Source organism: Scytonema sp. UIC 10036 (assembly GCF_009725235.1).
Genome location: NZ_WJFC01000077.1, coordinates 25,834 through 47,660, shown reverse-complemented (window position 1 = coordinate 47,660; position 21,827 = coordinate 25,834). Strand labels below are relative to the sequence as shown.

Below are 21,827 nucleotides of genomic sequence, written 5' to 3'. Positions count from 1 at the left end.
AATGGCTAATGGCTAATAGCTAATGGCTTTTGAACAATTAGCAATTAGCAATTAGCAATTAGCAATTACCAACTATCAACTAACAACTAACAACTATCTATGACCAAAACTCTCCTCATTACTGGGATTAGTGGATTCATTGGCTTACGCGCTGCAGAACTAGCCATAGCTCAAGGAACAAAAGTCTGTGGTTTTCAAGATGCTTCTGATAAAACCAAAAAGGCACAAAATTTAGGTGCTAAGGTTACCTATGGTAACATTACCGATCCATCTGTTGCTCAAACGGCTTGTCAAGGAGTCGATGTAGTTTTACATACAGCCGAACTTTCTAAAGAAGGTGGTGCTGTAGATCAATTCCGCAAGATAAATGTTGATGGAACAATCAACATGGCAAAAGCTGCTAAAAGTGCAGGTGTAAAAACTTTCATTCATCTCTCTAGTGTTTTAGTGTATGGCTTTAACTATCCCGATCGCGTGACGGAAGATGGACCGCTTTGTGGAGAAAATAATCCCTATTGTGAAACCAAAATAGAAGCCGAAAAAGCGCTTTTAGAACTCAACGAGCCAGAGAATTTTGGAGTTATTATCATTAGACCGGGAGATGTATACGGACCAGGAAGCATACCTTGGATAGTCCGACCACTTCTGATGATGCGTCAAAGATTATTTGCATATGCAAACGATGGTCGAGGAGTTATTAACCATGTATATGTTGATAACTTAATTGACGCCATTTTTCTTGCCATAGAAAAAGAAACATATGGAGAAATCTTTAACGTCACAGATGGAGAAGAGACTTCATGGAAAGAGTATTTTACTCAATTAGCTGAAGTTGCAGGATTACCTGCACCCTTTTCTTTGCCAAAAGATGAACTCAAATTGTTTCTTAAACTACGTTACCAGGGACAAAAACTTTTCCGCAAACAAGCCGATATTCTTCCAGAAGCGGTAGATTTTATGACACGTCCTTATGCATATTCCATTGATAAAGCACAAACGTTGTTAAGTTATAAACCAATAATTAACTTAGAAGAAGGAATGCGCCGCACTCAGGAGTGGTTGAAAAGAACCGACCTTCAACAAATTATGAATTATGAATTATGAATTATGAATTGAAAGAAAGGAACGAAACCCAACTTCAACAAATTATGAATTGTTAATTCTAAATTATGAATTCAAAATTAGGAATTTTAGAATTCATTGATGATTTATGAAGTAGGTTGGGTTGAGGAACGAAACCCAACATTTAACCGAAGTATTGTGTGTCACTTTTTTCTAACCGACACACACAATACATTTGGCGATTTAAGACTTACTAAATAAATGACATCTTAATCGTTAGAAATCATGAATTGAAATTTTCAATCTTCATAATTCATCCTTCATAATTCATCCTTCATAATTCATCCTTCATAATTCATCCTTCATAATTCATCCTTCATAATTCAACCAAGATGAAAGTGAAAATAGCAAAATACAGTTCTTTGTTGTTTGTGGCTTTAGTCAGTGTAACCCTAATGAGAATGGCAAAAGCAGAGTCCACAGCTACACTTACAGTCATAGTAGATGGAATACGCCACAACAAAGGTCAAGTTTGCCTGCGGATTTTCTCAGGTGAACGAGGGTTTCCTTTTAACAATACTACTGAAGTGCAAAGTGGTTGTACTCAGATTACGGGTAAATCTATTAAAAAGCAATTCTCTGGTTTAAAACCTGGAAAGTATGCTGTTGCTGTAGTTGACGATCAAAATGGAGACAACAAACTCAACAAAGACTTTTTGGGTATTCCCAAAGAAGGTTTTGGCATTTCTAAAAATCCAACTGTTTCAATCCTCACAGGTACACCAAAGTTTAGTGATGCTAGTTTTTCATTAAGTAAAAACACAACCATCAACATCAAAATGAAATATTCTCTCGATCCCTAACAGAGACTGGGGACTGGGGACTGCCTCCCTTTTCTCGTTCCCAGGCGGAGCCTGGGAATGCAGATCTAGAGGCTCTGCCTCGCGAAGCTAGTGAAGATGTAGGGTGACCGGTGCCCACCCTACAAAAATCTGAGACACCAAGTTTTTTGCTAAAACAGATTGGCTAAACATGAAAGAACTGGCAATATTACTGTCAAGAAATTTACTAGGCTGGGCAGCTGTTCAAACGTTTTTTACACTGCTCTTCATATCGTACCTCCGCTCATCCCGCAAAAATTCATTACCAGACGAGCAGCTACCAAAAACAGCAGTGGTTCTCTGCTTGCGTGGAGCCGATCCTTTTTTGCCAAACTGTTTGCAAGCACTATTGAACCAAAACTATCCACAGTATGACATAAAAATTATCATTGATAGTCCGGAAGATCCAGCTTGGGACATAGTGACTGATTCAATTTACACGCAAGCTGCAAACAAAGTTCAAATTAGCCCTTTAAGAGTGCCACGGGACAATTGCAGTCTGAAATGCAGTTCTTTAATACAAGCAGTCTCAGATTTAGATGATTCTTACAAAGTTGTTACTTTCGTAGATGCTGATGCAGTTGTTCATCCAAATTGGTTGCGTGAATTAGTTAGTCCTTTATCTCATCCTAAAATTGGTGCAACAACAGGTAATCGTTGGTACTTACCTACTGGTAGATACTGGGGGTCACTAGTGCGTTATATTTGGAACATATCTGCGGTTCTGCAAATGTCTCTTTATAGGATTGCCTGGGGTGGAAGTTTAGCTATAAAAAGAGAACTGATCCATGAAACTGGGCTGTTAGAGAAATGGGGACAAGCCTACGGTGAAGATACTATGATTCGTAATGTCCTCGCCAAACATGGAAAGCAGGTGAAATTTGTACCCTCTGTGCTGATTCTCAATCGCGAAGAGTGCGATTTACCGAAATTATTTGGATGGCTAAAACGTCAGTTTCTCGCTTCTCGTCTTTATCACCCTTGGTGGTGGGCTGTTGTTGCTGATTCCATTTCCACCATCTTAGTGCCTAATCTACTCTTGGTGATATTTTTGGCAGCATTTTGGACAAAACAATGGATTACTGCTGCGTTTTGCCTTGCTAGTTTTAGTATCTATACAATGACGTTATTGCTGCTCGCGATCGCATTAGAAAAAGAAGTACAGCAAATTCTTCGCCACTACAATCCAGTTACAACAGAGTTATCTGCTGCCACAGTTTTAAAAATGTTAGTAGCTATTCCGTTGACACAATGGGTGTCTGGATTAGCAATGGTCATTGCCCTTGGGATGCGAAGAGTCAATTGGCGCGGCGTGACGTATCGTATCAAAGGACCTTGGGATATTTCTTTAGTTGAATATCATCCTTATCAGTTGTGCGATAAATTTGGCGATAGTAAGGTCTCAATTTGAGAATTACAGCAGCTTTCAAAATTTAGAACCACATTATGCTCTATTCAACTTTGGACAAGTCAAGCACTTGGTTAATCAGAGTTAACAAATGCTCTCCACTGCGATAAATAATGTCAAGATTCTCTTTTTGTTCGGTGGAGAGATTTGCGTCTTGGTTCATCAGTTGGGAAAAGCCGAGAATCGCATTCAGGGGAGTTCGCAATTCATGGCTCATGTTAGCAGGGCAATCAATTCCGTCTGGTCTTCGATAATACCAAGGTAGCGTGCCTCGCTCTGCCGCAACACCTCTTATGTAATTCTTTGCTCGCGAATTTCCTGTTCTAAACGGACATTCTCAATGAGTGTTTTCTCAGCGTGCTTGCGATCGCTTATGTCTTGAAAGGTTGCGATCGCATACTCTACGTTACCCGTCTCATCGAAAATTGGCGTGCTGGTGACTTCTAAAGGGACAATTCCCTCACTGTAGTGCAGAATGTCAATTCAGTCTTTCTAGTAAATGCTCTCCGACGCGCAATGCATTTGCCACAATCGTTAGCGTTGGATTCACTGCGGCACTAGATGGGAAAAAGCTACTATCAACAACATAAAGGTTATTAACATCATGCGTGCGGCAGTTTAAATCAAGCACTGAAGTTTGAGAGTCTTCTCCAAAACGGCAAGTACCACACTGATGAGCAACCTCTTTCAAAGACATTTTCATAGAAAAATATGATGAAAAGGCTCCTGACTGAAAATCTTTCGCAATTGATTTTAAGATTTGATTCCAGCGTTTTATTAATCGATTGAAAGCACGTTCATTGTTATTTGTATACTCAAGAAAGATTTTCTCTCCCTCAACACGCACGCGATTATTGGTGTTCGGCAAGTCCTCCGTGATGAGTAACCAAGCAACAGAATGATTCGCTACAGCCTTAGATAATATACCGGGTACGAAAGGGGGTGCATCAGCCGCAATTCTCTCTTTATTGAGATTACCTAGCAATTGGATGCTACCCATTGGATAAGGAAAATCTTTCTCTCCCCAATAAAAATCATTGATGCCAAGTGTCTTTTGATAAACTGTAGTGTTTTGTTTTGCAGTCAAAGCCAAGGCTACTGCAAATTTATGCGCCATGTAATTACGTCCGACAAGATGGGAACTGTTAGCTAAGCCGTTAGAGTGTTTGTCATTAGCCGATCGCAGTAACAATGCGGCTGAGTTCACTGCACCACAGGCAACAACAACAATATCGCCTGAGAATAAATGGTGTTTGCCACCAATTTCTGCTTCCACTCCAGTCACTTCAAGACCCGATGCACTAGTATACAAACGCAGTACTTTTGCATGAGTTATTAGAGTCAAATTAGAATAGACAATTGCCGGACGTACACCGTCAATATCGGCATCCGCTTTAGCATTGAGGAAACAAGGGAAACCATCACAAGTGTTACAACGAATACAAGAACTCTTAAAGCGGTCAACTTCATTGAGTTTGATGCCAAGAGGTAAATAAAATGGTCGTAATCCCTTATCCTTTAAAGCATCATGAATTTTTTGAATGTAGGGTTCGTGGCTGACAGGTGGGAAAGGATAGTTTTCACTGCTGAGGGGTTCGGTAGGGTCTAAACCTCGTTGACCGTGAACTTTATAGAGTCTCTCTGCTTGGGTATAGTAGGGAGCAAAATCTTGGTACTTCAAAGGCCATTCCGGAGAAATGCCATCTTGATGAATAGTTTTTTCAAAGTCCCCCTTGCGAAATCTGAATAATGCAGCACCATAAAATTTAGTGTTACCGCCAACATAATAATATGTTACTGGACGGAATGATTTGCCATGTTTGTCGTACCACAACTCGGAATTGTAATAACGTTGTTTTTGAAAAATTTGCTTGGCATCCCAATTTTCTTTCTCACGAGGTAAAAAACCACCTCTTTCTAAAACTAAAATTTTCTTTCCACTAGATGCCAGTACATTAGCTAAAGTTCCACCGCCAGCACCTGTGCCAATAATAATTACGTCATAATGATCGCTACTCATTCTTCCTCCATCTTGTAGCTATTAGCCATTAGCCATTAGCCATTAGCTAATAGCCATTCACTATTGATGATTCTCGTTACGCATTTGATTTTCTGCACAGGTTTGATTTAACTTTGTTAAACCAATCCATCGGTAAATGCGATCGCCAAATTTTGGAAAAAGTTGTATGTTTGAAAACAAGAGCCTTGTCAAAATACCATCAATTATGACTTCGCCTTGGTTTTGCTTGATAGCTTGGATGACTGCGAGCGCAACATCGTTTGCCTCAGAAACACGTGCTAAGCTAGGCGCTGACAAGCCAAATTTGAGAAACATTCCTGCTTTTGTATATCCCGGACAAACAACTGAAATCCCAACATTAGTATTCGTTAATTCCTGACGCATGGAGTCTGTCCATACAATCAAGCCAGCTTTACTAGCAGAGTAAATGCTGTTATACGGTGCTCCTTTTTTACCAGAACCAGATGCAATATTTACAACATGACCGCTGTTTCGGTTTATCATATTTGGTAATATCAACCGAGTCAACTCCATTGGCGCTAGTAAGTTAGTTGTTAATATTGAGTGAATATCGTTCAAAGCATAATTTTGGAAAGGTCGGTATTTTTCTATTGCAGCATTGTTAATTAAGATATCAATTGAACCTGCAAGTTCATAAATTCGCTGCACTAAATCTGATAACCCTTCCAAATTGCTGATGTCAAAGGGTATACTTATCCCTCTACCGCCCAATCTTTCGACTTCAGCACATATTTGCTCTAAACTTTCGTGAGAACGAGAAATAGCGACTACAGTTGCTTTCTCTCTTGCCAAAGCACGGGCTATAAATACTCCAATACCACCGGATGCTCCAGTCAAGACCACTGTCTTACCTGCTATTGTTTCCATAACTACCCACCTGTATTTTCTTGAGTTGCTAACAAATGCTTATCTGGCTTATTCGCATTTTTCTGTTCAAAGTAGCGCTCTCGTAGAGGTGCATTACTCCCTGTCCGCTCTAAAATTACCAATCTTTGTAGGGTGGGTACTGCCAATCCTACGTGTTTATAGCAGTTTTCACTTGAATGAAGTACAGATTTATCCGCGTTCGTCTGCGTCGAGGGTGCGGTTCCATAACTTTTTTTATGTATTGCACCCAACTGAAAACGCTATAAATTACATTCCGATGGGAAGAGAGTAAATGAAAGCATATCTAAAAATCTTGCAGCGCTAAAAGAAGTCAGAAATTAATTGCTAGAGTAACCTAATTTAATAATCTATTTGGTAGATATAAAACACTTTTAAGATTTTCTTTTATGTTTCACAAATTTAAAAAAAATCTGTTATTTTTATACCCATATTTTAGTCATTTAGTTACAAGTGATTCAGTTATATTTTCCTGGGAAATATAAAATAGCAAGACATTCAACTGTATCAGCGTTAACAGGAATTTTTTCAATAAAAAACCTGTTTATAGAAAAAAATACAGTACAGTACATAAATTATGAACAATCAACCTCTTCGCATTGCGATTTTTACAAGTTTGTATGCACCATACTTAACAGGAGTCTCTACTGCAGTACACCAAAGAGTGCGTTGGTTGTTACAGCAAGGACACGAAGTGTTTCTCATTCACCCTCAAATTAACGACAAGTATCCCGAATATATTGGCAATCGCCCCATGCCGGGACTAGATGAGTTAAAACCTTTTCCCAATTTTTCGGCTTACGCATTTCCAACACAGCCATTGATATTTTACAAATCTCTTCCCCAACCATTACACTACCGTCATTGGAGCGATACAAAATTATTAGAAGAGTTTCAGCCAGATATTATAGTGGTTGAAGAAGCACCTCAATTGAGAGGTTTTTACTCACTTTATTTACAAGGTTACGGTCGCCCCATTGGATCTGAATACGCAAAACGAACTGGCACACCCATAGTATCTCTTTTTCATACTGATATTATCGCTTATATACGGTATTATTTAGGCGATCGCGGATTCAATTTGATTCGTCCCATCCTACCTTTCTTAGTAAAGCAGTTTAGTGAAGTTTACGATCTCAATTTATTTCCTTCTCGCGAACAGCTTGTAAAGTACCAAAATTTCAAATCTCAACGCAGTGAATACCTTCCCTTTCAAGGAATTGATTGCCAAAAATTTAATCCAACAAACATTTGTTACGACCCTATTCCCGAAGATAGCAGACCAACCCTGCTTTTTGTAGGACGCATCACTGCAGAAAAAAACGTTTTCCAGCTTCTAGAAGCATATCCCATTATCGCTGCTAAAATTCCAAATGTTCATTTAATCGTTGTAGGTAGAGGACCCCAAGAAGAAGAATTTCGCAAGCAAGCAGAAAAGTTTAAATCTGGTGTAACCGTGTGGGGAGAGTCTCACGGTCAGGAACTTTTAGGTTTGTACGCCCGTGCAGATGTATACGTCAATCCCTCAATTACTGAAAACTTTTGTACTGCAAACAACGAAGCACTCGCTTCTGGAACCCCTGTTGTAGCGGCTATGGCAACTTCCACCTCCGAACAAATCATACCCGGTCATAATGGCTTGTTAGCTGAGCCTAACAACCCAATGGATTTAGCACATCAGGTCATTACGATTCTTGAAAATGTCAATCTTAAAGAACAAATGTCACAAAATGCTCGCCTTTCTATACTTGAATTTGATTGGTCAGCATGTATGGAAAGGTTTGAGAAAAAACTTTATGAGGTTGTGGAAAAATCAAAGAAATTAGAAGCCATACCTGTATCTTGATTAGGTATCTTCTGGAGAAAAACTCATACAAGACGATCGCCTAAAAATTGCTCTCTATTTCCGGCGATTTGCCTTCTTGACTATTTTACAACATTTTTCAAATAAATACACCAAGAATACACGGGAGGCAGGTAGCCCCGTAACTTTAGTTCGGGGCAAGGAACTGTAACTTGATTCCTACCCATAGTGACCCATAGCTAGAAAACGTTGACCAGATAGTCATCCTATGCAAATAGGTTAGGACGAAAAGTTAGCGCCAACTTCTAGCCTGAATCCACCAAATAGAATTTGGTGGTGTGGCTCAAAAAAGCGTTTTCTTTTGAGCCACACCCGTGTATAAATAAAAACTCGCTTTTGGGATAGCGAGAAAGGCAGAATTATTATTTAAAGTTTCAGACTATACTTACAACTTAATCAATGCCTCATTCAGGTTAGCCCCATTCAGGTTAGCCCCATTCAGGTTAGCCCCATTCAGGTTAGCCCCATTCAGGTCTGCCCAACTTAGGTCTGCCTTACTCAGGTCTGCCCAACTCAGGTCGGCATTACTCAGGTCTGCTCTTCTGAGGTTTTGTCCACAGAGGTTTTGTCTACAAAGGTTAGCCCCACTGAGGTTAGTCCCACTGAGGTCTGCCCCATTGAGGTTAGCCTCACTGAGGTCTGCCCCGCTGAGGTCTGCCCAACTCAGCTTTGCTCCACTGAGGTTAGCCTCACTGAGGTTAGCCCCACTCAAATCTGCTCTTCTGAGGTTTTGTCTGCTCAGGTCTGCTTTTCTGAGGTCTGCTCTTTTGAGGTTTTGTCCGCTTAAGTCCGATCTTCTAAGGTTTTGTTCGCTCAGGTTAACCCCTCTAAGTTTTGCCCCACTGAGGTTAGCCCCTCTGAGTTTTACCCCACAGAAGTCTGCCCAACTGAGGTCAGCGTCTGTGAGGTTAGCGTCTGTGAGGTTAGCGTCTGTGAGGTTAGCTCCACTAAGGTTAGCCCCTCTAAGGTCTGCCTTACTGAGGTCTGGTTTTACTTGAGGATTTTCCAACCGCCACCTATTCCAAACTTCTACTCCTTGTTTGAGGATTGCGAGACATCGTAGATTATCCATCTGAAATTATTTGGGAAATTTCATATCAAAACACAGATACAAACTAAGTCTTTAGGTTTCCGTATGGTCAGTTAAGTAGTTTACTTCTGACTTTGTCCGGATACTTTTTGAATCTGTTGGGTAAAGTACTCTTCATCATACTTGAGTTGTTGAGCAATTTCTAACCCCTTCTTAAAAGCTTGAAGTGCTTGCGGATAATCTTTACGTTGAATGTAAATTTGTCCAATTTGGTCATAGGCGGTCATTAAACCATAAGAATTGGAAGATAATTGTTCTGCTTGTAACAAAATTTGGCTTGCTTGTAAAGCTTCTTCCACTTGTCCTTGAGAACGGTAAAGCGCAATTAACTTCCGCAAAATCTCTCCAGCACGAACATACTGCTGCAATTCCCAGGCAGTGATATACGCTACTTGATAGTTCCTGAATGCTTCTTGCAGTAAAGCGGGATTTTCTTTTGCCAGGGCTTCGTAATCTGTAGCAATTTCCTGCTTCAAATCTGGTAACTGGGTAAAGTTATTTTCGTTTTGATAGATTTTCGCTAGCTGATTGCGTACTTTCAGGGAGTTTTCTGGTTGTTTCGCTTGCTCGTAGATATACGCTAGCTGTTGTAGATATAATAACTCATTTGTGCGATCGCCTTGAGTTGAAGCCATAGCCAGTAATTTCTCATAGGTTGCGGCAGCTGATGGATAATCAAACCAGCCCATGTGAATTAACCCAATTGTCTTTAGGGTATCAACTTCTGAGGCGGCATCTCCCTGCTGCCGTACTGATGCTAAGATTTGGTCATACACTGCCAACGCTAATTTGGGAGAGCGTACTTGTTGGTAAGCTTGACCTAAAGCTTGTAAAAATTCTAAATCCGCAGTTTTTTGAGTTTGTGACTGTTTTTGAACAGTTTGCAAGCGCTGTGTAATATACTGAACTTCCTGACGGTCATTTGCATTCCATGCGATCGCCCCCACCCGTGACAGTGCTTGCACCTCAGCCAACTGTCCTAAAAAGCGACGCAAGCGCAATTCCCGATTCCAGATTTCAAAGGCTGATATCTTGTCCCCAGCTGCCAGTTTAGCAGCTGCTTGTTGGTTCAATTCCTCAAGAGCAACCTCTAACGTTTGCCGTTCTTCAGAAGTTAGGGGTCGAGTGTCCTTTGGCGAACGGGGACGGAGGGGGTCTGGTGTAGTAATTTCTAGGGGATTGGGAGGGAATTTATCTGGCGGTTGCGGTTTTTTAGTAGCCGCAAATGTCAGCGAGCTAGAGAGAACTAACAATGTAGCAGTCGCAGTTATTGTAACACCTAAGCGCCGGAACATGACTGTTTTACCTTTGGTAGGGGTAGGGGTAGGGGGTAGGGAGTAGGGGTAGGGAGTAGGGGGTAGGGGATTGGTATTTGTAGTACTTCTCCCTTGTCTCCCTTGTCTTCCTTGTCTCCCTTGTCTTCCTTGTCTCCCTCATACCATGTGACTATCTGACGAGAAACAGCAAAAAATTCTCCTGAAAAACGAGTAACTCTAAGTTTTACAATACCTTTATAAGGTTTTGGCTTTCCCAATCCAAAATCCAAAATCTAAAATCCAAAATCAAGTTAATGACCAATTCTACAGATATTGCTACTTTAGCCCGTTTAATGGCAGCTGACTTCAGCAATCAACAACAAGCTTTTGAAAACCCGCCTTTTTTCGCCCATATTCGTGTTTGTATGCGCCCTCTCCCCTTATCCTTATTATCAGGAGTTAGTTTTTTTGTCGAGCAAGCATACGACTATCTGCTTGATGACCCCTACCGCCTGCGGGTGTTGAAGTTGATTCAAGTGGGAGACCATATTGAAATTGAGAACTACAGTGTTAAAGAAGAAAAAAACTTTTATGGCGCATCCCGCAATCTCGAACGCCTGAAAACCCTAACAGCAGATGATTTAGAAAAACTCCCCGGATGCAACATGATTGTAGAATGGACAGGTAAAAGCTTTCAAGGCAAGGTAGAACCGGGAAAAAATTGCATTGTTTATCGTAAAGGACAAAAAACTTACCTTGATAGTGATTTTGAAATAGACGAGCATCAATTTATCAGTCGCGATCGCGGACGCGATCCAGAAACTGACGAGCACATTTGGGGGTCTGTCGCCGGTCCATTTTATTTTGTTCGCTGGGCTAGTTTTGCAGACGAAGTCACAATATAAGAATGATGAATGATGAATTATGAATTATGAATTATGAAAAGTTGGGCTTCATTCATAATTCATAATTCAATTTGCTTTCCTCTACTCTATTCGCGGTATTCGTGCAATTACAAATAACTTATAGCCTTTCTCAGTCTAATGAGGTACACCCCCCTTTCATCCCCCCTTGGTAAGGGGGGACAGAGGGGGGTAATTTTTGTACCTCACTAGGTTGGAATTTGCTGTATCCCATAACAACAGAATACGAAAAGCAGAATTTTTTAATAAATTTAATGATGAAATTAAAACAAATTTCCGCGTTCGAGATGTAATTTTAGGCGGAGGAATTGAATTAATTAAAATCCTTTGTCCACCATTAGGTATCCCGATTGAAATGGGTAAAAGGTGGTTGGAAACTGCCCAGAAACAGAAATAATACGGAGTTACATTCTAACAGATATCACTTGTTTACATTGTGCGAGCAGTTGGCATTTGTGGCGAACGACCAACTTTACAAATACACGCGCATTTAAATCACAGGCGTACTTGAACGACTAGCGGCTGGCGAGAGTGTTGATGCGATTGTACAGGGATTTCGTGGGCGCGTTTCTCAAGCAGCTATTGCCGAAGCCGGACAAATTGTAACAACTCAGTTTCTTGAAAGTTTACCTCCTCTAGAACCAGCAGCACGATCGTTTTTGACGAACAGCTTTAGGGGCGCGATATCATTTCATAATTCATAATTCATAATTCATAATTCAATATCCTGTTGCTGCCAAGTCCAGTTTGTAGGAAAAAGGAACTCTTTCAACCGAAGATTCCCAAGTTCCATTAGGGTAAAGTTTCAGCAAACGAAATCCAGGTGATTTTTCGTCAAGAGAAAACTTTGAGCTCAGGGGCGCAAACTGTATACAGGTTGAGGGAGTACCAAAATAATCCACAGAGTGGCGCTGACAGTGGAATTCCTGATGTATGTGACCAAATAAAACTAACTTGACTTGTGGATGGCGATCGATTATCGCAAATAAATCTTGTGAATTTTGGAGGGTGCTAGTATCCAGCCACTTCGAGTCTACCTTAAACGGTGGGTGGTGTAAGGCTAATAGCGTTGGCTTATGACCTCCCATCGATAACTGGAAATCCAGCCAATGCAAAGTTTTTGCTGAGAGATCACCGTGTACGCATCCAGGTACAGTCGAGTCAAGTAATATAAAATTCCAGCCGCCACGCTCAAAAGACTTCCGTCGAGAAACTAGCCTTAAATTGAGAACTTGTTCCATTGCGATCGCACTGTCATGATTTCCCGGTAACCAGTGGGTGCATATTTCCAGTGGACGCAGCAGATTTTGCACCATTTCATAAGATTCAGGGCTACCGTCACCAGATAAATCTCCGGTTAGCAGTAATAAATCAAGCTCGGAACGCAATTGTTTCAACCGCCCGATAACAGCTTGAAAAGATAGATTCGTAGGAATTCCAAGCAATTGTTCATTTTCATCCGCAAACAGGTGCATATCTGACACTTGTGCGATTGACAAGGGAAAAACTGGATTCATCTTTAGCGATCGCAATTTAAAGGTTATAGTATAATCTCTACGAAGATAACAAATTGTAACTAAAGTTGCTCTCTCCCTTTAAATCATACATAAGTACTATAAGCTCGAAAGAGCAATTCGCTAACTATTTTATAGGCTTTCTGCCACTAATGTCGCCTTTCGTTATATCCGTAAATTCCACAAAAAATTATATACTTTTTTACTAAAAATCTGTGGTGAAGTTGTCAAAGCTCCTACAGTACTACTGTACTTAAAACTTTTTATAAATCGTTTATAGAAAATAGTGGGAGTCGGCGGATAGCTGAATTTCAAGTCTTACCAGGATTAGAAATTTCTTTCCTCAATGAAGCGTTCCGACGCACTCATCAAACAGATCGGAGCCAAGTTCTTGCTTGGTTGTTAACACAGTTCCAGTTGTAAAGCTCTCATTATAAATAATTCGTAACTCATCAATTACGAATTACGAATTACAAATTACACCACTTTGAACAAAGAATGCGACAGATAGTTGGTTGAAATCAAGTCTACACATGACTTTCCCAATCCAAAATCTAAAATCTAAAATTCAAAATGGTATTCCGAGTTCTCTAAGGTTTTTGAGTGGCGATCGCTAATTTTGCTCCTTCTACTTGCCGGACTTTATCCATCACACCCACAACTTGACCGTGATTGACGCCTTCATCTGCATTAATGACAACCATAACCTGCTGTTGTGGCTGGACTTGTTGGCGCACCTCATTTTCCAACTGTTCCAAAACAATCGACTTCTTATCCAAAAATATCTGTCCCGCCTTATTGATAGTTATAGTTAGTTGTGCGGGACGTTCTGCTTGTCCGGTAGCTGCTTTAGGTAAATTGACTGGCAACCCTTCCGATCTGGTTAAAAACAGTGTTGACATAATAAAGAAAGTCAGAATCGCAAATATCACATCTATCATTGGAACGATATTAATTTGCGCTGGGATATCAGGTTCATCTTGCAGACGCATAAGTCTTCCCTCCACGTTCGTAGCGACGGCGATAAAGCAATTCCAATTCTCCACCGTACTCCTGAATTCGTGCAATTTCTCTTTGGTAAAGACCTCGGAAAGTATTGGCAAACAAAAGTGTGAAAATAGCAACAACCAAGCCCGAAGCAGTAGAAACCAACGCTTCACTAATACCTGCCGTCACACCCGCAGTTCTTGAACCTCCCACATCACCAATGTTGAGAGAAGCAAAAGAAACAATCAGCCCCAACACAGTTCCCAAAAGCCCCAAAAGAGGAGCCAGAGAGATGATAGTATCAAAGAGATTCTGAAAGCGCTTAAGTAAAGGAATCTCAGCTTGTGCTTCACTTTCTAAAGCCAAACGAAATTCCTCAGGAGTTGGTTCTTCCAATTCCAAGGCGGTTAGAAAAATGCGTGACATTGGTAAATCTGCATTTTTCCGCAGTTTATCGATTGCACCAACAACATTATCAAGACGGTAAAGGTTCAGAACTTCCCTTACCACGCGGCTTTGACGGGTATTGACCTTTACCCAAAATCGCACCCGCTCGATAATTAATGCCACTGCTAACACAGAAAACGCTAGCAGGGGCCACATCACCACACCACCAGCCACAAACAGATCTTGAATTCCCATGTGCTATCTCTCAAGCCTCTAGATTTTGTCAGACTACCAGATTAGGGGATAAAGCTGATAGAAGTTCTCAATATAAATTAAAAGAAATGAAAATATATGTCAAACGACAATCGGTAATATAGTATGGAATTCATGATTTTGAATCCATAATTTTGGTTAAAAACCTTACAAAGGCTTAATTAGAGACCTATTTTTCTTTATCTTACATGACTGATTATCTTTATTCCTTGATTGACTTTTTTTTCTAAATGTTTTAATCTTCCAGAGTTACTGATAATGGGTGGCAACAAACTATGAGCTTTTCTGGTACGGCTCTAGAGCACAGAGAGAAAGAGTCAAAGGCTCTTAGGACTTTTTTAACTTTTAGTCTTGTTGGATCGTTAGGGCTGCATATCGGTGTCCTAGCTTCTGGTGTAGCGAATCTTGTAATGAGAGTGCAGCCAATGGAAGACGAACCGATTGAATTGATCGTACTCGATTCGCCCAAGCCGATTCCACAAAAGACAAAACCACCGGAACCCCCAAAACAAGTCAAGCTACCAGAACCTCCAAAGCCAGTCAAACCACCGGAACCCCCAAAACCGACGAGATTGCGGTTGCAACCCCAAGCGCCTGTTGTGTCCAAAGTAGTTAAAACACCACAAGGTGGTGGTGGCAAAACCGCTGCACCCGCACCAAAAGCCCCTCCTGTTCCGCAACCAGTGCCACCTCAGCAAACAGTAGTGACTCCAGAAGAAAAGCCTATTCTTCCGCCTCTAAGAGATGAAATAAAAAAACCGCAGCGAATACTGACACAAGTCAAGCCAAACTTAGAACCTCAACCAGAAGTTCCTTTACCTTCCAAACAGGAAGTTCCAGTTACAGAACAGAAAACTGAAAATTTACAACCTCCACTCAGGCGACCCAGAATCATTCCAGAAGTTGCTAAGAATACAGTGCCTGCACCAAGTACATCCAGTGAAAGCAACGATTTTTCCAATCGGACCAGACGTTTGAGAAGTACCGCAGGCACTCCTGGAAGTACTGGAGAAGGTACTGGTGGTGGCAGTGGAGGTGGGATTGGTACTGGTACTGGAAGTGGTACGGGCTCGGGTACTGGAACACAAGTAGCGACAGCTCCAAAACCAAGACCAGCTGTGACAAAATTTGATTTTGTAGATTGTCTAAAATGCGATCTTAAATATCCAGAAAGAGCAGAACGGCGAGGTATAGAAGGTAAGCCCGGTATCACTTTTGATGTCGATGAAAACGGCAATGTTATTAATATCAAACTTACCCGTTCTAGCGGACACAAAGAACTGGATGAAGCATTGGTAAGTCAAGCCAGAGAATTTAAATTAAATGCTGCGGCGGCTGGAAAACAAAACGTACAGTTGATAGCAAATTTTACTAAGTCAGGATCGCGGGAGAATCGAGAAGCCTTGAAGCGTCAACAAGAAAGAGAAGAACGCAGACGACAACAACAAGCAGAAGCCGAGAAGAAACGCGAAGCTGAAGCTACAGCTACAAATGAGACTGAGGCAACCCCCGGACGCAGACGGCGGAGAATGATATCAGATTCTCCCGCTACCCCAACTTCTCCAAGTTTACCCTCCCGAAAGCCAGAAAGTACGGTAACACCAACTTCTCCAGTAATACCCTCCCAACAACCTGAAAGCACGGTTCAGCCTCTAGAACAATCTCCTTCTGCTAGCCCTAGCCCAAGCAATTTGGAGCAAACACCACCTAGTAATGAGAACGATTTACTCGATAGTTTGCGTCGTTCTCAAGAGCAACCTCAACCTTAAGCCCTCGCCTCGTTCCCAGGCTGAGCCTGGGAATGCCTTAAGAGAGGCTCCGCCTCCTATCCTCAGCCAGAGTTGCCAGACAGCAGCCCACCTCAGTGCATTCACAAGCCTTGGCAGCAAATCAAAAGACGAGAGAGACTGTTACCATGAATCTTAAAGTTGGGCAACGGTACAGAAGTAGGCGTGGCGAATGAGCTGGTGGAACTAGGAGTACCCAAACAGGACATTGTGCTAGCATATCATGCCCCATTTATGCGACAGTATGATGGATTCGCAGTAGGGTAAAAATGGTAACAAATGTTCCCCCCAAGCCTCCCTTAAAAGGGGGGCTATGCGTAAGTTCTACCCTCTGCCTTCGCTTATATTCCCAACTTTTCCAACACGGGTTTAGTAGAAACAATATGCCTTTGCAAACCCAGTTCTTTTGGACTGACCCCAACAGCTAAAGCAATTAGCTGAGGCAAATGCAGAACAGGTAAACCTAACTTTTGTCCAATAACCTTTTCCACCTCTGGTTGACGGGAATCCAAGTTAAGGTGACACAAAGGACAAGGTGTAACCATACAATCAGCACCAGCGTCTATGGCTTCTTGGATGTGCATCCCTGCCATTTTAAAAGATTGTTCGGTGGCATAACTTGCAAGCGGCCAACCACAACATTGGGTACGTCCTCTGTAGTATACTGGCGTAGCCTGTAGCGCACGAAACACGTTTTCCATTCCCTCTGGTTGGAAGGGGTCATCGTAGGGCATTGACTTTTGAGCGCGGAGAAGGTAGCAGCCGTAAAAAGCAGCGCACTTCAGTCCTGTTAACTTCTGGGTCACTCGTTTTTTGATTTCCTCTAAACCGTAATCTTTAATTAGGGCGTAAAGGAGATGTTTCACTTCTGTGGAGCCACGGTAGGGGGAACAGCCTTCTTTACAAAGAAAGCCATTCACTTGTTCCAGGTATGTCGGATCGGTGCTTTGGCACTCTTTTAAACGTTCATCTACATGACCGATGACACCCTGGCAAGTGCTACAGTGGGTTAATAGCGGTAAGTTTAACTCTTCTGCAAGAGCAATATTCCGGGCATTAACCGTATCTTCTAGCAGTTGGGAATCTTCCTTAAAAGTTCCAGAGCCGCAGCAAGAAGCTTTTTTTAATTCTACCAGTTCAATATCCAATGCTTTACTAAGGGCAACTGTAGACTGGTGAAGCTCGCGGCAAGCTCCCTGAGCAACACATCCGGGGTAGTAAGCGTATCTCAAAGTATAGGTTAGCATAGTATCTTGGTAACAAAGAGGGCTTTCCCCTCGTCAATCATCCATAACTGTTTTATCATCGCTTTTAGTGCTGGTCGCAAATTTGTAGGTACAGATAAAAAAATGCACATACTCAAACAAAATTTCGTAAGAATTACAAAACAGAGTTTTTTACGAGGTCTATGCGTCCACACTTTCCGATAATATAAATATGCTCAAAATCACATCCCCCAAAATATCGGATTATAGCAACTCGTTGAGGAATTTTATCTATGAGTCAAACGGAAATTTTTGAAAAGGTCAAGAAAATCGTTGCGGATCAGCTAAGTGTTGAGGGCGATACCATTACACCACAATCCAATTTTGCCAACGATTTGGGCGCTGATTCCCTTGATACTGTTGAACTAGTCATGGCTTTGGAAGAAGAGTTCGATATCGAAATTCCAGACGAAGCTGCCGAAAAGATTACAACCGTTCAAGAGGCAGTAGACTACATCAACAACAAAGTTGCTGCATCCGCGTAAAAGAGGGAATGGGGAGTAGGGAAAGACAAGGGAGACAAGGGAGACAAGGAAGAAGTGCTACCCCTACCCCCTACCCCTTACCCGTCCGCTACAATACCTTAAAGATTGATTAAATAAAACGACAATTCGCAATTTTATGACTTCTGCTGCTCCAGTCAAAACTGAGTACGAGGCAATCATTGGTCTGGAAACTCACTGTCAACTCAGCACCGAAACCAAGATTTTCTCCACCAGTTCTACAGCGTTTGGTGGTGACCCCAATACTAACATTGACCCGGTTTGCATGGGTTTGCCCGGAGTTTTACCAGTTCTTAATGAAAAGGTGCTAGAATATGCCGTCAAAGCTGGTTTAGCGCTCAATTGCCAAATAGCCGAATACAGTAAATTCGATCGCAAACAATATTTTTATCCCGATCTCCCTAAAAATTACCAAATTTCTCAGTATGACCTGCCTATAGCCGAACATGGTTGGTTGGAAATTGAGCTTGTTGATAAAGATGGCAATCCCACCCGCAAGCGAATTGGTATTACCCGCTTGCATATGGAAGAAGATGCAGGGAAATTAGTCCATGCAGGAAGCGATCGCCTTTCAGGTTCCGCTTATTCTTTAGTAGATTACAATCGTGCAGGTGTACCGTTAGTGGAGATTGTTTCCGAACCAGATTTGCGTTCCGGACAAGAAGCTGCCGAATATGCCCAAGAGTTGCGCCGAATATTACGCTATCTTGGTGTCAGCGATGGCAATATGCAAGAAGGTTCTCTACGCTGCGATGTCAATATCTCCGTGCGCCCCGTTGGACAAAAGGAGTTTGGCACAAAAGTAGAAATTAAAAACATGAACTCCTTCAATGCCATTCAACGGGCGATCGAATACGAAATTGAACGGCAAATTGCAGCCGTAGAAGCAGGAGAGCGTATTATTCAAGAAACTCGCTTGTGGGAAGAAGGGAGCCAACGCACAATTACTATGCGGGTTAAAGAAGGTTCTAGCGACTACCGCTACTTCCCCGAACCCGATTTAGCTCCCATTGAAGTGACTCCAGAGCAATTAGAGACATGGCGCAACCAACTTCCCGAACTACCAGCACAAAAGCGTCATCGTTATGAAAGCGAACTAGGGCTTTCTGCTTACGATACACGAGTCCTGACAGAAGAACGTGCGGTCTCTGAATTTTTTGAAGCAACCATCAGCGCAGGAGCAAGTCCCAAACAAGCTGCCAACTGGATTACTCAAGATATCGCCGCCTATCTCAACAAAAACAAACTTAACATTACTGAAATTGCCCTGACACCTGCAAATCTTGCTGATGTCATCACTCGTATTGAAACAGGCAAAATCAGCAACGCCATAGCCAAAGAGAACTTACCAGAGTTGCTCAACGGTCGTTCTCCTAACGAATTGTTTAAAGGAAAAGAACTGATTAGCGATCCTAATGTACTGGAAGCCATCATTGATGAAGTCATGGCTGCCAATCCCAAAGAGTTGGAAAAATATCGCAAAGGCAACACCAACCTTAAAGGTTTTTTCGTCGGGCAAGTTCTCAAAAAGACCAATAAACTTGCTGAACCCAAATTGACCAACGAATTGGTTGAGAAGAAGCTTAATGGTTAGTGGTTGGTGGTTGGTGGTTAGTGGTGCAGACGAATTTCTTAACCCTAACAACTCTAAAACCAAAAGGTTAGCCACAACTAACAACTGTACGGGGGCAAGGCAATGCGCCCCTACTAACGACTAACGACTAACGACTAACAACTAACAACTAACCCCATGTTCACAGTAACTTCATAAAAATACACATGAGGGGTCTTACCCCTCAGTGCAAAAATGATATACTGTGATAAGTAGATGCACCCTGATGATCTGGAGAGCTACCCAAGTGGCTCTCTTTTTTTTTACCTATTTTTCTGAATATTTCTTTAGATTTTTTTTAGATTTTAATTGGATAGGGGGTCTTGCCCCTCACCGCAAAAATGATATACTGTGATAAGTAGATGCACCCTGATGATCTGGAGAGCTGCCCAAGTGGCTCTCTTTTTTTTTGCTTATTTTTGCGAGCGTTTATAACAGTGACCAGTGTAGGTAGGGCTAAAGCCCACCAATATTGAACGTGCGGCATAGCCCTACCTACTTACGTTTTGTGTGTTGACTTATGTATGAGAATGTCTAATGTAAAAATTTAAATGAGGGGTGTCACCATTCATCCCAAATGTGTTATAAAATGGTAAACAGATGCACCCTGATGATCTGGAGAGCTACCCAAGTGGCTCTCTTTTTTTTGTCAAGTGTCAGTTGTCAAGTGTCAGTTGTCATTTGTAATTAAGGATGACCAATGGCTAATTGTTAATGGCTAATGGCTAATTGTTAATGGCTAATGGCTAATGGCTAATGACACTTGACCAATGACACTTGACCAATGACCAAAGCTTGATATAATCGCCAATCGAGCGAATATATGGTCATGGGGAAAAAGAAATGGCAGACTGGCAGGAAATTAGTGGCGGTGTCACTGCACCTAGGGGATATCAAGCAGCAGGAATTACAGCAGGTTTGAAGCCATCGGGACTACCAGATTTAGCGTTGATAGTATCAGAGGTAGAAGCTATTGCCGCAGGTGTATTTACCACGAGTCAGGTAAGAGCTGCTTGTGTAGATTACTGCCGTCAGCAATTGCAAGCCAAGCATAGCGCTCGTGCTATCCTCTGTAATGCAGGACAGGCAAATGCTGCAACAGGGAGTCCCGGTTGGTTTGATGCTCTAGAATCTGCAATGGCTCTGGCACAAGCACTTAATATTCCCTCCGACTCGGTGCTTTTAGCTTCCACTGGAGTCATTGGCAAACGCATTCCCATGGAGACTTTAAAAGCTGGAATTCCCAAACTCGTTGCAGCTCTTTCCGCTACAGGTTCCGATGCTGCTGCAGGTGCAATTATTACCACAGACTTAGTGCCAAAATCTATTGCTCTGGAGACAACAATTGGCGATCGCCCTGTCCGAATTGGTGGTATTGCCAAAGGTTCTGGTATGATTCATCCAAACATGGCAACAATGCTAGCCTTTGTCACCTGTGATGCTGCGGTGTCTCCTGTCCTATGGCAGCAAATGTTAAGCCGTGCTGCTGAGAAAAGCTTTAATTCCATCACTGTTGATGGAGATACCAGCACTAACGACAGCTTAATTGCTCTTGCAAATGGTCAATCTCGGACTCCGGCTATTACTGAAATGGGTACAGAAGCAGAAAAATTAGAAGCAATGCTCACAGCAGTGTGTCAGCATTTAGCTAAAGCAATAGCCCGTGACGGTGAAGGCGCAACTTGCCTTGTGGAGGTACAAGTCACGGGAGCGCATGACGAACATAGCGCCCGACAAGTCGCTAAAACCATTGCTGGTTCATCACTTGTCAAGTCCGCTATTTTTGGGCGCGATCCAAATTGGGGACGTATCGCCGCCGCAGCTGGACGTGCTGGAGTTCCTTTTGAGCAAGAAAACCTCAAGATTAAATTAGGAGATTTCTTGCTTATGGAGAACGGTCAACCACAATATTTCGATCGCGCTGCTGCAAGCGAGTACATGAAAAAAGCTGCATCGGGTGCTTATTTAAAAGAAGATACAGTTCTTATCTCAGTTAGTCTTGGCAATGGTACTGGTGTCGGTACTGCTTGGGGCTGCGATCTGAGTTACGACTACGTGAAAATTAACGCCGAGTACACAACTTGAGATG

Annotated in this window: 22 protein-coding genes and 1 pseudogene; 11 read left to right on the top strand and 12 right to left on the bottom strand. The window is 42.0% G+C overall.

Translation table 11 applies throughout. The annotated features are described in order from the left end of the window. Positions 1 to 99 precede the first annotated feature (99 nt). The 3 genes from F7734_RS30560 to F7734_RS30550 all read left to right on the top strand — a co-directional run bounded on the left by F7734_RS30560 (position 100) and on the right by F7734_RS30550 (position 3,354). A complete protein-coding gene (locus F7734_RS30560) occupies positions 100 to 1,104 on the top strand; it encodes an NAD-dependent epimerase/dehydratase family protein (protein ID WP_155748330.1) in 1,005 nt (334 codons plus the stop codon). 350 nt (positions 1,105 to 1,454) lie between these two features. After that, positions 1,455 to 1,925: a DUF2141 domain-containing protein gene (locus F7734_RS30555; RefSeq protein ID WP_155748329.1), complete on the top strand. Its 471-nt coding sequence runs from the start codon at positions 1,455 to 1,457 to the stop codon at positions 1,923 to 1,925. Positions 1,926 to 2,094: 169 nt separating this feature from the next. Then, positions 2,095 to 3,354 (top strand): glycosyltransferase family 2 protein, encoded by a 1,260-nt coding sequence (locus F7734_RS30550; RefSeq protein ID WP_155748328.1) that lies wholly within the window; start codon positions 2,095 to 2,097, stop codon positions 3,352 to 3,354. Between the two features lie 40 nt (positions 3,355 to 3,394). Here F7734_RS30550 and F7734_RS30545 read toward each other — a convergent pair whose 3' ends face one another. The 5 genes from F7734_RS30545 to F7734_RS30525 form a co-directional block, all read right to left on the bottom strand. Next, positions 3,395 to 3,568, bottom strand: a complete 174-nt coding sequence (locus tag F7734_RS30545; protein WP_207714250.1) for a histidine kinase dimerization/phospho-acceptor domain-containing protein — start codon at positions 3,566 to 3,568, stop codon at positions 3,395 to 3,397. Between the two features lie 74 nt (positions 3,569 to 3,642). Further along, a complete protein-coding gene (locus tag F7734_RS30540; RefSeq protein WP_347566310.1) occupies positions 3,643 to 3,807 on the bottom strand; it encodes a PAS domain S-box protein in 165 nt (54 codons plus the stop codon). Between the two features lie 22 nt (positions 3,808 to 3,829). Further along, on the bottom strand, positions 3,830 to 5,371 hold the full coding sequence (locus F7734_RS30535; protein ID WP_155748327.1) for a GMC family oxidoreductase: 1,542 nt from the start codon (positions 5,369 to 5,371) through the stop codon (positions 3,830 to 3,832). Between the two features lie 60 nt (positions 5,372 to 5,431). After that, positions 5,432 to 6,259: an SDR family NAD(P)-dependent oxidoreductase gene (locus tag F7734_RS30530; protein ID WP_155748326.1), complete on the bottom strand. Its 828-nt coding sequence runs from the start codon at positions 6,257 to 6,259 to the stop codon at positions 5,432 to 5,434. Between the two features lie 2 nt (positions 6,260 to 6,261). Next, entirely contained in the window at positions 6,262 to 6,405 is a 144-nt protein-coding gene (locus F7734_RS30525) for a hypothetical protein (protein ID WP_155748325.1), read from the bottom strand. 449 nt (positions 6,406 to 6,854) lie between these two features. Between F7734_RS30525 and F7734_RS30520 the strand changes: the two genes are divergently transcribed. After that, positions 6,855 to 8,123: a glycosyltransferase gene (locus F7734_RS30520; protein WP_155748324.1), complete on the top strand. Its 1,269-nt coding sequence runs from the start codon at positions 6,855 to 6,857 to the stop codon at positions 8,121 to 8,123. 403 nt (positions 8,124 to 8,526) lie between these two features. On the opposite strand, the gene F7734_RS30515 is transcribed toward F7734_RS30520, so the two are convergent. The 3 genes from F7734_RS30515 to F7734_RS30505 all read right to left on the bottom strand — a co-directional run bounded on the left by F7734_RS30515 (position 8,527) and on the right by F7734_RS30505 (position 10,777). Continuing rightward, complete coding sequence (locus F7734_RS30515) at positions 8,527 to 9,213, bottom strand: pentapeptide repeat-containing protein (protein ID WP_155748323.1); 687 nt, start codon at positions 9,211 to 9,213, stop codon at positions 8,527 to 8,529. An 80-nt stretch (positions 9,214 to 9,293) separates the two neighbouring features. Then, positions 9,294 to 10,526 (bottom strand): tetratricopeptide repeat protein, encoded by a 1,233-nt coding sequence (locus tag F7734_RS30510; RefSeq protein WP_155748322.1) that lies wholly within the window; start codon positions 10,524 to 10,526, stop codon positions 9,294 to 9,296. Beyond that, on the bottom strand, positions 10,511 to 10,777 hold the full coding sequence (locus F7734_RS30505) for a hypothetical protein (protein WP_155748321.1): 267 nt from the start codon (positions 10,775 to 10,777) through the stop codon (positions 10,511 to 10,513). The genes F7734_RS30510 and F7734_RS30505 overlap by 16 nt, the downstream gene beginning before the upstream one ends. 24 nt (positions 10,778 to 10,801) lie before the next feature. Here F7734_RS30505 and F7734_RS30500 point away from each other — a divergent pair, with 24 nt between their 5' ends. Both F7734_RS30500 and F7734_RS30495 read left to right on the top strand, forming a co-directional pair. Beyond that, a complete protein-coding gene (locus F7734_RS30500; RefSeq protein ID WP_155748320.1) occupies positions 10,802 to 11,392 on the top strand; it encodes a chromophore lyase CpcT/CpeT in 591 nt (196 codons plus the stop codon). Positions 11,393 to 11,603: 211 nt separating this feature from the next. After that, positions 11,604 to 11,807 carry a hypothetical protein gene (locus F7734_RS30495; RefSeq protein ID WP_207714249.1) on the top strand — a complete coding sequence of 68 codons (204 nt, stop codon included), beginning with the start codon at positions 11,604 to 11,606 and terminating at the stop codon, positions 11,805 to 11,807. 322 nt (positions 11,808 to 12,129) lie between these two features. On the opposite strand, the gene cpdA is transcribed toward F7734_RS30495, so the two are convergent. The 3 genes from cpdA to F7734_RS30480 all read right to left on the bottom strand — a co-directional run bounded on the left by cpdA (position 12,130) and on the right by F7734_RS30480 (position 14,553). Then, a complete protein-coding gene (gene cpdA, locus F7734_RS30490; RefSeq protein ID WP_155748319.1) occupies positions 12,130 to 12,927 on the bottom strand; it encodes a 3',5'-cyclic-AMP phosphodiesterase in 798 nt (265 codons plus the stop codon). A 587-nt stretch (positions 12,928 to 13,514) separates the two neighbouring features. After that, complete coding sequence (locus F7734_RS30485) at positions 13,515 to 13,916, bottom strand: biopolymer transporter ExbD (protein WP_155748318.1); 402 nt, start codon at positions 13,914 to 13,916, stop codon at positions 13,515 to 13,517. Continuing rightward, positions 13,900 to 14,553, bottom strand: a complete 654-nt coding sequence (locus F7734_RS30480) for a MotA/TolQ/ExbB proton channel family protein (RefSeq protein ID WP_155748317.1) — start codon at positions 14,551 to 14,553, stop codon at positions 13,900 to 13,902. Before F7734_RS30480 ends, F7734_RS30485 begins: the two co-directional genes overlap by 17 nt. Positions 14,554 to 14,846: 293 nt before the next feature. On the opposite strand from F7734_RS30480, the gene F7734_RS30475 reads away from it, so the two are divergent. After that, complete coding sequence (locus F7734_RS30475) at positions 14,847 to 16,340, top strand: energy transducer TonB (RefSeq protein WP_155748316.1); 1,494 nt, start codon at positions 14,847 to 14,849, stop codon at positions 16,338 to 16,340. A gap of 165 nt (positions 16,341 to 16,505) precedes the next feature. Further along, positions 16,506 to 16,625: pseudogene (locus tag F7734_RS30470) on the top strand (element excision factor XisI family protein); the annotation flags it as partial. Positions 16,626 to 16,699: 74 nt separating this feature from the next. Here F7734_RS30470 and F7734_RS30465 read toward each other — a convergent pair. After that, positions 16,700 to 17,605, bottom strand: coding sequence for a CoB--CoM heterodisulfide reductase iron-sulfur subunit B family protein (locus tag F7734_RS30465; protein ID WP_155748315.1), 906 nt, complete (start codon positions 17,603 to 17,605; stop codon positions 16,700 to 16,702). Positions 17,606 to 17,856: 251 nt separating this feature from the next. On the opposite strand from F7734_RS30465, the gene acpP reads away from it, so the two are divergent. From acpP to argJ, 3 genes are all read left to right on the top strand, one after another. Continuing rightward, on the top strand, positions 17,857 to 18,108 hold the full coding sequence (gene acpP / locus F7734_RS30460; RefSeq protein ID WP_038091387.1) for an acyl carrier protein: 252 nt from the start codon (positions 17,857 to 17,859) through the stop codon (positions 18,106 to 18,108). A gap of 136 nt (positions 18,109 to 18,244) precedes the next feature. Beyond that, positions 18,245 to 19,720, top strand: coding sequence for an Asp-tRNA(Asn)/Glu-tRNA(Gln) amidotransferase subunit GatB (gatB, locus tag F7734_RS30455; RefSeq protein WP_155748314.1), 1,476 nt, complete (start codon positions 18,245 to 18,247; stop codon positions 19,718 to 19,720). An 861-nt stretch (positions 19,721 to 20,581) separates the two neighbouring features. Further along, positions 20,582 to 21,823 carry a bifunctional ornithine acetyltransferase/N-acetylglutamate synthase gene (gene argJ, locus F7734_RS30450; protein ID WP_155748313.1) on the top strand — a complete coding sequence of 414 codons (1,242 nt, stop codon included), beginning with the start codon at positions 20,582 to 20,584 and terminating at the stop codon, positions 21,821 to 21,823. Positions 21,824 to 21,827: the final 4 nt, after the last annotated feature.